The sequence below is a fragment of the Planktothrix sp. FACHB-1365 genome (assembly GCF_014697575.1).
Taxonomy (GTDB): Bacteria; Cyanobacteriota; Cyanobacteriia; order Cyanobacteriales; family Microcoleaceae; genus Planktothrix.
In genome coordinates, this window is record NZ_JACJSC010000027.1 from 26,353 (window position 1) to 40,168 (window position 13,816).

Below are 13,816 nucleotides of genomic sequence, written 5' to 3' on the forward strand. Positions count from 1 at the left end.
TTTTGATGTGATTGCCTGAACTCGTTTCAATCGGAATAGGGAATTAGGAACAGAAAATAGATCAAGGTTGAGATGAAATTATAGCTTTAGATTGAAGAATGATTCATTGATATTTCTTAGAATTAAACCATTAAGAAATTAATTGTTAATCGAGTTCAAGGTTAATTTTATGATATTCCCATTGATTATTTTCTATTCTCCTACACCGCCTGTAATTGCTCAAATTAGCCCCATTCCTGACCCAACGGTTCCCGATCCCCTTCCGAACCCAAACCCCCTTCCTGACCCCCTTCCTAACCCCATTCCAAATCCAATTCCTGACCCCAATCCCCTTCCTGACCCGGTTCCTCCCATTCCTCAGCCTGTCCCTGGGCCAATTCCTCAACCTGTACCGGGGCCAATTCCTCAACCGTTATAAGGGTTTTAAAGTTTAATACCCAAGACTTGGGTGAACGCACCTCTGGCTTGGGTAACACGGATTTAGACTTGCTATATCATATTTAATTGTGAGTCGCTGCTCCTATCATTAACACCACAATACAAGCCAATAAACCCAATGTACTCGCTACACCAAATTGCGAACTAATCCGTGTCAGAGCAGGTAAATCGCCTTTTTTTTGAACTTGCCACCAAATATAAATTGCAATTGCAGTCGCCACTAAAATATATACAATTACTGCCAAATGAATACGATCAATAAGTGTTAAATAAGCCATTGAACCTAAGTCGCCGCTATTACTACGCAGACTCAAAATAACAGCAAATAGGGAAGTTCCGTGTAGTCCAAAGCGGGCGAGAAGTGATCCGATATCTGGCTCATAAAGAAAGTAGGAAACTAAACATAATCCTACCGAGGCTAATGCTCCAGCAATCATTTTAAAGAAGCCAGTAATATTTGTTCGGTGTAATTCAATCATAATTTCAAATCGGGAATATGCACTGGCTGCACCGGGTGGTAAAGTTGGATTACCAAAGTTAGAGAGATACTGTTTATCAATAGCATTAAGGGTAAGTTTCTTGATTTTCCAACCCTCTAATTTAATATCCTGATCTATGGAAGAATTAGCGATATCAGGTTTATAACTAAATGAATGAATATCATCTTCCGTTTCTTCAAAAATAATTTTTAGCTTTTGCTTATCAAAGGGAAAATTTCGCATATTCCAATCATGACGAAATGTTCCACTTACCTTTTTTTGAACCCAAATTCCCTTAGATGTAGGAATAGTTAAATTGTTAGGTGTGTCTATTCTAACAGCATTCATAAATTCCAGAGAATCAAAGGGATTTTTTTCGCCTTTATCAATGAGGCTCCAGAGCCAGAAGTTGGCTGAAAATGAACCATTAGAAATGTTAAAGTCACTAAGTGTATCTATGAAGATACCTATAGGAGCTTGCTGTTTTTGGGTTAGTGTTTTTGCTTGGACTGGTAATGGGTTCTGGATGAGAAGAATAATGAGACAACCGAAAAAGAGTGCTAATTTAATCAGACGTTTAGGTAATATCATATAATTTAAGCCTTCAAAGTCACTAAACCAAGATTAGTCGTAGATTTACACAGAAAAAGCGGGAACTTGACATGGGGAGTCCGACGGCAATATATCGAGGAAATTGGAAAAACAGACAATGGAATCGTCGCAGCGACTAGCCATCTTTATGATGGGAAAAAGATCTCACCCTTACATTATAGAATTATATCAAAAAGTAGATGTCGATTTCCAGATTATTTGTCAGTGGTGACAGATTGTTGTCCTTTTGGAAAAAAGAAGAGGAACTGAACTTTTTCAATACCAGGGCCAATTCCTCAACCGTTATACGGGTTTTAAAGTTTAATTCCGAGGACTTGGGTGTAGGCACCTCTGGCTTGGGTAACGCCAATGGTTCGTTGAGACGCTTCCATCATCGGACGGCGTAAGCTAACAACAATAAATTGAGCTTGTTCGGTTTGACTTTTAATCATTCTAGCCAATCTTTCCACGTTTGCTCCATCTAAAAACATATCAACTTCATCAAAGGCATAAAACGGGGAAGGACGATATCGTTGTAGAGCAAAAATAAAGCTTAAAGCCGTTAAAGATTTTTCACCTCCCGACATTGAGGTTAACCGTTGAACGGGTTTTCCTTTCGGGTGAGCAATTAAATTTAACCCACTACTAAAGGGGTCTTCTGGGTTATCAATTTCTAAATAACCATCCCCTTCAGACAGTTGAGCAAAAATGGTTTGAAAATTCTCATTAACGGCATCAAAGGCTTCTTGAAAAGCACGACGGCGTAAGGTGGTAAAGTTCTCAATTCTCAATAATAATTCGGTTCTTTCCCCTTCTAAGGTAGTTAATTTTTGGGTTAATTCTTCTAAGCGAGTTTGAGTCCGTTCAAATTCTTCTAACGCTAACATATTCACAGGTTCTAAGGCTTCCATGCGTTTTTGGAGCGATCGCAATTCTCGCTGTAAACTGGCTAAATCTAAATTTTGAGGAATATTCGGTAACGGTTCAGGAAGTTCTGTCCGAATAGCGGCAATTTGTTCTAATTTTATAGTTAATTGTTCCCGTCTTCCTTGTTGGGTTTCTTGTAATTTTTCAATTTGCCAATCTAATTGTTGTTTGGCTAACCGCAATTCTCCTAACTGGGTTTCTACCTGATCCCGTTGTTTTTTCTCCTCTCCTAATTTCGCTTCTACTTGGGACACTTTCACACGGGTTTGTTGAATTTTTTGATGAATTTCTGCCAATTGAATCTTGACAATTTCTAACTTTTGTGTTAAAGATTTCTGTTCTTGACGAATAGTTTCTAATTTCTGATTTCCCTCTTGAATTTTATCCTGTAAACGGGTTTGTTGATTCTCAATTTCAATTAACCGTTGTTGCACAGTTCTCAGGGCATTTTCCTTTTGTTGTAACTCAGTTTCCTGACTTCTTAATACCCCTTGAAGTTGTTGCCATTCACTATGACTATGGGTGGCTTCTAATTGCGCTAAAACTTCCCGATCTTGTTGTAATTTCGTTTCTAAATTGGGAATTTCTGCCTCTAAATTCTTTAAGCGAATTTGGGCGGTATTCAATTCTTGGGTATTTTTTTCTAATTGCGATCGCAGTTGTTCCTGTTGATTATTTAAGGTCTTAATTTCCGACTCTAATAAGGAAACTTGTTGTTGATGATCTCGCAAGGTTTGTCTGACTTCGTTGAGTTGTTGCGATCGCACTTTCACCGTTTGACTCGTTTCTTCAATACTGCGGTTACACCGTTCTAAAATTCGTTCAATTTCCTCTAACCGTTCTTTCAATGCTGCAATATTTCTGGCTTCGGCTGACCCTTGATCCGTGCCAAAATGTAACGTAGACCGAGAGGAAACACTTCCCCCCGTCATGGCTCCGGTTGTTTCTAATAATTCTCCTTCTAAAGTTACAATGCGATATTGTCCTAACACTTTTCGAGCATTACTTAAATTATTAAAAACTAAAGTATTGCCAAAAACATAAGCAAAAATATCTTGATATCTCGGTTCATATTCGATTAAATTCACCGCTAAATCAATTAACCCTTGCAAATTTCGCATCGTGGCTAAATTAGGAAGATTTGAACGATTTCCCTGAATTTTATTTAACGGTAAAAATGTCGCCCGTCCCGCTTGTTGACGCTTCAAAAATTCAATAGCCGCCGCCGCCACACTATCATCTTCCACCACAATATGACCCAACCTCGCACCCGCCGCCGTTTCCAAGGCTAACTGATATTGGGGTTCAACTTGTCCCAACTGGCACACCAACCCACAAATACCCGAAATTCCCGACTGAGCAATAATTTTAGTCGCATAACTGCCCGTCGCCTCCTGTTGGGCTTGGTGTTGCGCTTCTAATTTATCCAATTTGCGCTGACGTTCCCGTTGTTCCTGTAACAGACGGGTTTGGGTTTCCTGCTGTACCTGTAAGTCGGTTTCTGCCTCCGTCACCTGTTGAGTTAGAGTCGCCACCTGTTGAGACGTTGCATCCCGTTGAGTGGTAGCACTTTCCAGTGCTATTGTTTTTTGCGATAACTCCTCCCCCAAGGTTGCCAAAGACTGTTGCTGCTCAGAAAGTTGTCGTTGCAACTGTTCAACTCGTTCCCGCAGTCGGGCTTGTTCGGTACGATGGGGGTCAAGGGTTTTTTGCAGGGTTTCAATTTGTCGGTGCAGTTCCGTTTGTTGCACCATCCAGCTTTCTGCCTGTTGTGCCACCTGAGAAGTCGCCTCCCGACTGCGTTCTACCGTTGCTTGCAGGGTGTCCCGTTCCCGTTGGCGTTGACCCAAATTTAAAGTTTCCCGGTCTTTTTCAATGGCTAGAGTATCCAGGGTTTGATATTGTTGACGCAGTTCTTGTTCGGTTTGGTGAATTTGAGTAACGGTTTGTTGCAGAGCGGTTTCCAGTTCCGCAGACCGGGTTTGGAGTTGACGCTGTTGGGCTTCTTCTGTGGCCAAACTCGACTGAAGGGCGATGAGTTCTTCCTCCCCCATCGCCTTAACATGAGCGTTGAGGGCTTCGAGTTGTACCGAGGTGGTGTGAATTTGTTGATCTTTTTGTTGACGTTGTTCGTTAAGTTCCGTTAACGTGCGATCATCGGCTTCTATTTGTTCCCGCAGTCGTCCTTGTTGTTGTTGTAACGTTTGATAATTAAGAACGGTTTCCCATTGACTTTTTTGTTGAAATTCTTCTCGAAGTTGTTGATATTTTTCAGCTTTTGAACGATCCTTATCTAAGCGATCGCGTTGAGCAATTAATTCTTGTTCTACAATACGACTGCGTTCTTCTCGATCCTTAACCGCATCTAATTTTTCCTTAGCTAAGGTAATTTTTCGATCAAAGGAAGCCACCCCCGCCAACTCATCAATAATTTCTCGACGTTCACGGGGTTTCATGGTAATAATACCCGTCACATCTCCTTGTAAAACGACGTTATATCCTTCAGGATATATTCGCAATTTATTCAACTGTTCATGCAATTCTGTTTGAGTACAAGCTTCCCCATTAATATAATAAGTCGAGGTATAAGTTCCCTGTTTTGTAACTCTTAATTTCCGCGCAACCGTCCATTCTAAGGGGGGTTGATAATTCGGTATCTGTAGAGACGTTGCATGCAACGTCTCTACGGGGGTTTCTGTTTCTTCCTCTAATTCTTCCGTTTCTGGGGATAAATTATTATCCATTTCATCACTATTTCTTCCCAAAGGTTCGCCGTCATAGTCCGACAGGTCAAACGTCACCGTTACAAGGGTTTCAACGGTGGTTTTACGACTTTGGGCGTTATTCACGAGATCGGGTAAACGTTCCGCCCGCATTCCTTTAGAAGAGGATAACCCCAAAGCAAATAATAACGCATCCAGAATATTCGATTTCCCCGAACCATTCGGCCCAGAAATGACCGTAAAACCCGGTAGTAATGGGACTGCTGTTGTCCCACCAAAGGATTTAAAGTTAGTCAGTTCGACGCGCTTGATATGAACCATTTGGGCGGATGTAAACGAATCATCTTAGTGGGGACAACTCAAGGGGGTAGTTGTCGGAAGAATCAACAATATTATCAGTTTAGCGTTAATCAAGCAAGGATTGGTTTTTTAGAAGATCGTGATCAAAGGTTATGGTTCCAATGATGTTTCACTTACAATTGTAGGAGCAACTATTGGTAAAACTCCTATTCTACCGATATTATAAATAGTCATGAAACTAACTAAGCTTAACCTTACCAATTATCGAGGAGTAGAAGACCTCGATCTAGCTCTACACCCTAACCTTAACGTTTTTATTGGAGTTAATGGTGCAGGAAAATCCACTATCCTTGATAGTATAGCAATTATGCTCTCTTGGGTCGTTAATCGGCTCCAAAACCCCAGAGCATTCGGTAGACCTATTAACGAGCCAGATATTACCAACGGTAAAGATAGCTCAACCATTCAACTCTCCAGCAGTATTCAGCAACAAGTGATTACTTGGCAACTGGTCAGAATACGCCAAGGACACATCACCCCAAATAGAAGTGACCTAAGTAAACTTAATCCATATATCGAACAACTACGCCAACAAATCACCCTCCAGCCAGAACCAACCAATTTACCCCTATTTGTCTATTATCCGGTTAATCGTGCTGTTCTCGATATTCCCCTACGCATTAAACATAAACACCAATTTAATCCCCTAATCGCTTACAAAGACGCCCTTACCAGTGGGGCAAATTTTCGTACCTTCTTTGAAGGGTTTCGGGAAAGAGAAGATCTAGAAAATGAAAACCTTAAATATCGTGATACCGTTCACAAACCCGATGATTTTTGTTTTCCTGACCCTCAACTGGAAGCAGTTCGTCAAGCTATTTATGGCTTTTTACCCGACTTTTCTAACCTGACCGTGCGCCGTAGCCCTTTAAGAATGGAAATCACCAAACAAGGGCAAATCTTAACGGTTAACCAACTTTCCAACGGAGAAAAATGCCTAATTGCCATGATTGGAGATCTGGCTCGTCGTATGGCGATGCTAAATCCCCAACAGTCCGAACCCCTAAAAGGGGATGGAATCATTCTGATTGATGAAATAGACCTTCATTTACACCCCCAATGGCAACGTTTTTTGATTCCGAAAATGTTAGAAATATTTCCTAATTGTCAGTTTTTTATTTCTACCCATTCTCCCCACGTTATTACCCATGTTCAGCCGGAAAACTTACATCTACTTCAGCAAACAAACCAAGGGATTAAAATTGTTCCTGCCCTTGAATCTTACGGCAAAACCGTTGAACGCATCCTAGAAGACTTAATGGGTTTAGAGACTACTCGCCCTACAGAGGTAGATCTCGCTTTAAGAGAAATCTTTGAAAATATTGCTCGAAATAGACTCCCCGAAGCTAAAGAAAAAATTAAGCTCCTCAAACCCAAAATTAAAGATGACCCTGAATTAACGAAAGCTGAAGTTTTAATTCGTCGGAAGGAAATTATTGGTAAATGAAACAGATCATTAAAGGGAAAGAACCTCAATCTTTCGTTGATTGGAAGATGAGCAAACAATATGAAGAATCAAAAAATAATCCGCCAAGGGTTAGAAGTATCTATGCGCGTTTTAAAAAGACTAAAAAAGTTAAAACTCCTGTAAAAAACTCTTTAATGGCAGAACAGGGCTATATTTGTTGTTATTGTGAGTGCCGAATAGGAGCAGATAACTCTCATATTGAACATTTAATCCCTAGAGATAGTGAATTTCAAAAATCTCTTGATTATGATAATTTATTATGCTGTTGTCAAAAGGATTTAGGAGAAAAGGATTTAGGAGAAAAAGATTTAGAAGTAAAACATTTAAAAGTAAACAAACATTGTGGTCATTCTAAACTTAAAAATATATTGCCTATTTCTCCATTAAACCCTGATTGTGAAACTCGTTTTATTTTTGATGATTATGGTCAAATTTTACCCGCTCAGGAAGATGATGATGAAGCTAAAAAGACTATCGAAATCTTACAATTAAATGTTCCTAAATTAAAAGCTCTGCGTAAAAGTGTGATCGATCCCTTTCGTAACCTTTACCTTGACCCTGATCAGGATCAGGAAGAATTAAGAACTTTTATCTCAGATTACCTCGAAAAAAATTCAGAAGGGGAATATGGCGAATGTTGGACAACGATTAAATGTCTATTTGGTGATTTTCTTCATTAAGATGCACTGAAGCACAACAACGAATTTTTGCTAATATTGGGAATATTGGATAGATTATAAACAAAACCCAAGAAACCGGGTTTTTAACCCCAGTTTAGGCAATAAAATCAAGCTCTATTATCCAGAAACCTGGTTTCTGCATTAGTTATGACTCCAATTAGCGATAGTTACCATAATTATTTAATTGAATCTCTTAAAGATCCAGAAGAAGCAGCTGCTTATCTTGAAGTAGCGTTAGAAGAAGGGAGCGATCAACCTCAATTATTAAAAAAAGTCATCACTAATATTGTAGAGGCTCACAGTCAATTAAATTATGGTTACGATTCTAATCAAATTAATCCAGAAAAACTGGATCAAGCTTTATCCTTAATCAATTGTGTTGCTATTTATGGTTTTGTAGAATTAGTGGATATGCTAGGTTTGAAAATTTCAATTCACGTGAAAGAGGTAGAAAGAGAATGAAGGATAACCGTTAACTTCAGAAACCGGGTTTCTAAGATTTAATATTGTGATAAAATAAATAGGAAAATAGGAGGAGATTAATACTAAATGGAAAATACAGGGGTCTTAGATGCAGTCATGGGAGGAATAGCGATCGCAATTGTGATCGGAGGATTAATCATGCTATTTAAAGGCATTTCATCGATGCCTAAAAACTAATGGTAAAATTGATTAACGTTAAACCCATTAGAAAAATATTGCGTCCCGTGAATTTTCAATCAATTATTGCTACCCTGAATCAATTTTGGAGCGATCGCGGCTGTTTGATTGCTCAACCCTATGATACCGAAAAAGGGGCGGGAACAATGAATCCCCATACCTTTTTACGTGCTATTGGCCCCGAACCTTGGTCTGTCGCCTATGTCGAACCTTGTCGCCGTCCCACCGATGGCCGTTATGGAGAAAACCCCAACCGTTTTCAACATTATTATCAATATCAAGTCTTAATTAAACCGTCTCCTGATAATATTCAAGAGATGTATTTAGACTCCTTGAGACTGTTAGGAATTAACCCTGATGATCATGATATTCGCTTTGTAGAAGATAATTGGGAATCTCCCACTTTAGGCGCTTGGGGTGTGGGTTGGGAAGTGTGGTTAGATGGGATGGAAATTACTCAATTTACCTATTTTCAACAATGTGGTAGTCTTGATTGTCGTCCCGTTTCTATTGAGATTACTTATGGTTTAGAACGTTTGGCAATGTATCTGCAAAATGTCGATGCCATGACTAAAATTTCTTGGACAGATACCATTAATTATGGAGATGTTCACTTACAGGGAGAAATTGAACAATGCACCTATAATTTTGAAGCCTCTAACCCCGAATTCTTGTTTACCTTATTTGGATTATATGAACAGGAAGCGGAACAATTAATTGAAAAAGGGTTAGTTTTACCCAGTTTAGATTATGTTCTCAAATGTTCCCATAGCTTTAATTTACTAGATGCACGAGGGGTAATTGCGGTTACAGAACGGACTCGTTATATTGGTAGAATTCGTAATTTAGCCAGACGAGTCGCCCAACGTTATTTAGAACAGCGAGAACTCTTAAATTATCCCTTAAAAAAATAGTCTCAAGTCGGGTGCGTTAGCTCAGTGCACGCACCGCTTCATTCATTAAAAATCATCATAATTGTCTTCCTCGATCTCATCAGGCTCTATAAAATTATCATCCTCAATTTTATCAACAATATCATCTTTTTGGCTTAATAAAATAGACGTTTTAGAAGTTTGTTTTTCTCCTAAATCAATCATTTGACCTTTGAAAAATTCAGCTAATTTCTGAGAAGCCATCAGAACAGCTTGAGCATCCATTTCTTCAGGAGTTAATTCAACTTTTTCAAGTGGAACAGGCATCTTGCCTGTTTCCATTTCCGTTTCCATTTTAACCTGATCTATTTGATCAGATTCTCGAATATCCTGATCAGGAGAAGAAGAAATTTGTTGTTGTTCTTGATGATTAATTGAAGAATTGGGTGATATTTCTGGAGAAGAAACCCTAGAATTCTCAACCGGGGAATAAGAGGGAGATGGGGGAGTGACTTCTTGTACGCGATAAGCAGACGTTCCTCCTCCGGTATCAAAATTAATTTTAACCGGATGACCAAAAACCTGTTGAAATGCTTTTTCTAAACTGGATAATTTTTGTTTAGTCTGTGCCATTTTCAGTACAGGTTCAGACTTCATTTTAATATATGCAACATCAGAATTACACTGAATTAAACTCCCTTGTTGTCGAAAGAAAGATTGTGTTCCAGGGAGTTGAATACAAGCTAATACTTGTTGCCAAATTTGTTCTATATTACCATCAATAACAATAGGAGGTTCTGCGGGAATTGCCGGAATTTCTGCTTTAACTTGAGGTTGAGGTTCTGGGTTAGATGTTGGTTGATAGACAGGAACATTAACGGGGTTTTGGGGAGGAGGTGAAGGTTCTGAACGTTGTACATATTGAGGTGGAGTTTGAACCGTTGTTTGAGGGGTTTGAACAACAGAAACCGTTTGGGTGACAACGGATTTTTGTAACGCGGCGGGAAGTAACCCTAATAAGGTTATTTCTAACCATAAACGCGGTTGAGTTGTATGTTTAATTTGAGCTTCACTTTCCCGCAAATGCTTCTGACCTGCTAAAATAATTTCATGATTCCAATGTTGAGAAAATTGACATAATTTTTCCCAAGTCGGTTGAGTTAAGGCAACTAAATCAGGACGATTAGGTGCGCTTTTAGCAATTAATAAATCTCGATAAAATCCGGCTAAATTTTGCAGAACAATTAAAGGTTCCCGACCTCGGTTGAGAAGTTGACGAATACAGTCTAAAATAATGGCTGTATCTCCTGAGTTAATAGCTTCTAATAAACTGATTAAATCTCGTTCAGGAACTGCCCCCACTAAATCCCAAACTTTTTCAACGGTAATTTCACCGGATAATAAACTTAATTGATCGAGTAAACTTTCCGCATCTCTTAACCCCCCTTGGGCAATTTGAGCCACCATAAAAATAGCATCGGACACAATATTAATATTTTCCTGTTGGGCAATATATTTTAAATGTTTCACCATTGAATCTAACGGAATTCGTCGAAAATCAAACCGTTGACACCGAGAAATAATGGTAGCTAATACCCGTTGTGGATCGGTGGTTGCTAATACAAATACAACTCGATCTGGAGGTTCTTCTAAGGTTTTTAATAAGGCGTTAAATGCTGCGGTACTTAACATATGACATTCATCTATTACATACACTTTATACCGACATTGAACGGGGGCAAATTGCGATCGCTCAATTAATTCTCGAATATTATCAACTCCGGTATTACTCGCCGCATCAATTTCAATGACATCTAAAGTAGACCCATTGGTAATGCCTTTACAAACATCACAAACACCGCAAGGAGTGGCCGTCGGCTTCCCAGTGGCCAAACAATTTAAAGATTTCGCTAAAATTCTCGCGCTAGAGGTTTTTCCCGTTCCTCTTGGCCCGGTGAAGAGATAGGCGGGAGCGATGCGTTGAGACTCGATCGCATTGGTGAGGGTAGTTGCGATCGCTTCTTGTCCGACTAAATGGGCAAAGGTTTGGGGCCGATATTTGTGGTGTAGGGGCTCGTAACTCACAACGTCACACCAAAATCAAGGGAACAGGAAACACTCTTAGCTCGAATTGCAGTAGAGTATAGAGATAAACTGGGCTTGTAATGTAGCATAAAAACTTAAGGATGACCGTATTGCTGAGAGGGAATTGTCTAGCATCACTGTTTAGGATCGAATCAGTACAATTTTACCCATTGAACTGACCTGAACCATTCACTGAATTTTACCCAAATCCTAGGCAATGTAAGTAAATTTTTGATAACTTAGAGTTAAGTAGGGTCATCTTGCCAAGATCAGGACGTTAATGGGGTTTCTCTTAATAGCCTGATCAGAAATTTATCAAACTGAAAAGGATGTAATTTCGGACTGACATTAAAGGAGAAAAACACTAACGATTTCCCATCAATAAATTCAGGACATTAAAAAACTACAGAGCCAGGATTGTTGGCCTGTTTTTATTTTAACGTATTCTGAATCCGTTGAAACCTTGTAACCCCAAATTGAGTAAATTAAGTATACAGCTTAATCATTATAACGTATGTCTAATCAACTGATCAGTGTTCAGCCTTGGCTGGCGGCAACTCCCCCTAAACCCCATACCGCTATCACCGCCAAACTGGGTAGTGATGTAATTTGGATGGGTTCGTCCGGTGTTTTGTTTTTGTTACTGTTGGGAAGTATCATTTTTTTTCAACTCAAAACTCGTTCCCTGGACAAACAATTAAAAACCGAACTGTTTAGAAATAAAGAACTGCAAAAAAAATATAAATTGGCGGTCGGTACAATTGCCAAAATGGAGAAAAATCCCGATTTAATTCATTCACGGGAGTTTAACTTAGATTATTTGAGAATGCGGATGGCTGAGGATGTTTTTCACTACGCCATTATTGTTCAAATTAAGATGAAAGTTAAACAACAAATTTCCATCGCCCTGCGTCCAACACAAGCCGCCGTTGGAGAACAAAGTAATGCAGGAACAGCCCGCCAAGTTGATTCTATTTTTGATGTTGAATACGAAACAGGTATTGCTGGAGATACTAAAAAACGGGTGTTATTTCGCATTCAAATTCGCCTAATGAAATTACCCACTCAATCCACATCAACAACCATAAATGAAATTATTGATTGTTTGGAAACCTATTTAAGTCCCACCGATGAACATGATAATTGGCAACCCACAATTCAAGGGCGTATTGTTCATATTGAATGGGATCAAAAAGCAAAACCGACTCCCTTATTAGTCTTAGAACAATCCAATGAAGGGGTGAATGTTACCTTCCGCACAACTCGACCTGGAGGAGTTAAAGCCTCACATCATGATATGGATTCTGGAGATCTCAGCCAAGGTAGAACTCAAGGCAAAATTCAGGGTAAAACCCCAGGCAAAAAACGCAATAAATCAGAAGTTACAAAATCGAATTAATAACCGGAAGTAGCTTCACCCAGACAAACTGAACTTAACTAAACAAGGGAATTATTTTGTAAGCTGTTAAGTTTCTACACAATCAAACAAAACCGTTGTCATATAATTACTTGCCCAGTCTTGACCAAAGGCTTTTTCCAGAACACGGCGAGTTTTATCGTTTTGTTGTTGTTGTGTACAATAATGTTTTTGACCCGCAATCATTTCCAATTTTTGTTCTTCGGAAATCGGAGATTGAGCGATCGCATATTCACAATGAACTTTCAAATATTGGGTGACCCTTTGTAAAAATTGGGTTTCTTCTTCCGGTGTTGTGGGTCGCACAAATAAACAAAATTCTGAAAAAATATCTCCCCAAGTCGGAACTTCACGGGGCTGGGAAAAGTATTGTTGGGGTTGCGGTTGTAATTGTTGTTGATAAGATAAGGGTAAACTGCGGTCTAAATGGGTTGGGGATAAATCAACAATGGCGGCACTAATTTGCCCCCGTCCCCCGACTAAATCGGCTCCAAACATAGGAATATCATATTCCACTCTGGGAAACATCACACAATGAAGAATATCAAGGGCTTGACCGACCCTCGCTAATTCTAAATGGAGCTTGCGAAAGTGTTGGGTTTGATAGCATCTATTCTCAATAATGAGTTTTTCCCCTTCTAGGCGACCCTCCACATACCCTAAATCTTCTGGGAGATGGTAAGGTTCTAAATCCAAATATTGACTCCAACTCACTTCAATTTGGTTGGCGAGTTGGCGGATGAGGGAGTGTTGTTGTTCTCGAATGGAAACAGCAGAAGTATTGACCATTATAGGATTTTTCTCATGACAAGCTTATATTTAAGAATATCAGTTTAGGATATAGTTTGACTCAGTAGGCTGGCAGAACAAGGAGTTTAAGATTATGTTTGGTTTAGGATGGCCGGAAATCGCAATTATTTTAGTCGTGGCGCTCTTAATTTTTGGCCCGAAGAAAATACCTGAAATTGGAAAAAGTTTAGGTCAAAGTCTACGAGGGTTTAAAGATGAACTCTCTAACCCCTCCGATGGCTCTGAGTCTATCTCGGAAGAGACAGAACAAAATTCCCATAAATCTTGATCAGTTCGGTGTCCAGTGTCGGATATGGCGTTAATTAT

At 39.4% G+C, this 13,816-nt stretch carries 11 protein-coding genes and 1 pseudogene; 8 read left to right on the top strand and 4 right to left on the bottom strand.

What is annotated here, in order from left to right; all coding sequences use genetic code 11:
- Positions 1-169 precede the first annotated feature (169 nt).
- A complete protein-coding gene (locus H6G57_RS22460) occupies positions 170-418 on the top strand; it encodes a hypothetical protein (protein ID WP_190522661.1) in 249 nt (82 codons plus the stop codon).
- An 82-nt stretch (positions 419-500) separates the two neighbouring features.
- Here the strand turns inward: H6G57_RS22460 and H6G57_RS22465 are convergent, their stop codons facing one another.
- A complete protein-coding gene (locus tag H6G57_RS22465; protein ID WP_190522663.1) occupies positions 501-1,508 on the bottom strand; it encodes a hypothetical protein in 1,008 nt (335 codons plus the stop codon).
- A gap of 48 nt (positions 1,509-1,556) precedes the next feature.
- Here H6G57_RS22465 and H6G57_RS29805 point away from each other — a divergent pair.
- Positions 1,557-1,694: pseudogene (locus H6G57_RS29805) on the top strand (IS701 family transposase); the annotation flags it as partial.
- A 128-nt stretch (positions 1,695-1,822) separates the two neighbouring features.
- Here the strand turns inward: H6G57_RS29805 and smc are convergent.
- Positions 1,823-5,479, bottom strand: coding sequence for a chromosome segregation protein SMC (gene smc, locus H6G57_RS22470; protein ID WP_190522665.1), 3,657 nt, complete (start codon positions 5,477-5,479; stop codon positions 1,823-1,825).
- 211 nt (positions 5,480-5,690) lie between these two features.
- Between smc and H6G57_RS22475 the strand changes: the two genes are divergently transcribed.
- From H6G57_RS22475 to glyQ, 4 genes are all read left to right on the top strand, one after another.
- Positions 5,691-6,965, top strand: a complete 1,275-nt coding sequence (locus tag H6G57_RS22475; protein WP_190522667.1) for an AAA family ATPase — start codon at positions 5,691-5,693, stop codon at positions 6,963-6,965.
- Positions 6,962-7,666, top strand: a complete 705-nt coding sequence (locus tag H6G57_RS22480; RefSeq protein WP_190522669.1) for a retron system putative HNH endonuclease — start codon at positions 6,962-6,964, stop codon at positions 7,664-7,666. Before H6G57_RS22475 ends, H6G57_RS22480 begins: the two co-directional genes overlap by 4 nt.
- 147 nt (positions 7,667-7,813) lie before the next feature.
- Positions 7,814-8,128, top strand: a complete 315-nt coding sequence (locus H6G57_RS22485; RefSeq protein ID WP_190522671.1) for a DNA-binding protein — start codon at positions 7,814-7,816, stop codon at positions 8,126-8,128.
- A 245-nt stretch (positions 8,129-8,373) separates the two neighbouring features.
- Positions 8,374-9,240 carry a glycine--tRNA ligase subunit alpha gene (gene glyQ, locus H6G57_RS22495; RefSeq protein WP_190522761.1) on the top strand — a complete coding sequence of 289 codons (867 nt, stop codon included), beginning with the start codon at positions 8,374-8,376 and terminating at the stop codon, positions 9,238-9,240.
- Positions 9,241-9,285: 45 nt separating this feature from the next.
- Here the strand turns inward: glyQ and H6G57_RS22500 are convergent, their stop codons facing one another.
- Complete coding sequence (locus tag H6G57_RS22500; protein ID WP_190522675.1) at positions 9,286-11,283, bottom strand: DNA polymerase III subunit gamma/tau; 1,998 nt, start codon at positions 11,281-11,283, stop codon at positions 9,286-9,288.
- Between the two features lie 514 nt (positions 11,284-11,797).
- Here H6G57_RS22500 and H6G57_RS22505 point away from each other — a divergent pair.
- Positions 11,798-12,682: a hypothetical protein gene (locus tag H6G57_RS22505; RefSeq protein WP_190522677.1), complete on the top strand. Its 885-nt coding sequence runs from the start codon at positions 11,798-11,800 to the stop codon at positions 12,680-12,682.
- Between the two features lie 66 nt (positions 12,683-12,748).
- Here H6G57_RS22505 and H6G57_RS22510 read toward each other — a convergent pair whose 3' ends face one another.
- Positions 12,749-13,489, bottom strand: coding sequence for a phycocyanobilin:ferredoxin oxidoreductase (locus H6G57_RS22510; RefSeq protein ID WP_190522679.1), 741 nt, complete (start codon positions 13,487-13,489; stop codon positions 12,749-12,751).
- A gap of 94 nt (positions 13,490-13,583) precedes the next feature.
- Here H6G57_RS22510 and H6G57_RS22515 point away from each other — a divergent pair, with 94 nt between their 5' ends.
- On the top strand, positions 13,584-13,778 hold the full coding sequence (locus H6G57_RS22515) for a twin-arginine translocase TatA/TatE family subunit (RefSeq protein ID WP_190522680.1): 195 nt from the start codon (positions 13,584-13,586) through the stop codon (positions 13,776-13,778).
- Positions 13,779-13,816: the final 38 nt, after the last annotated feature.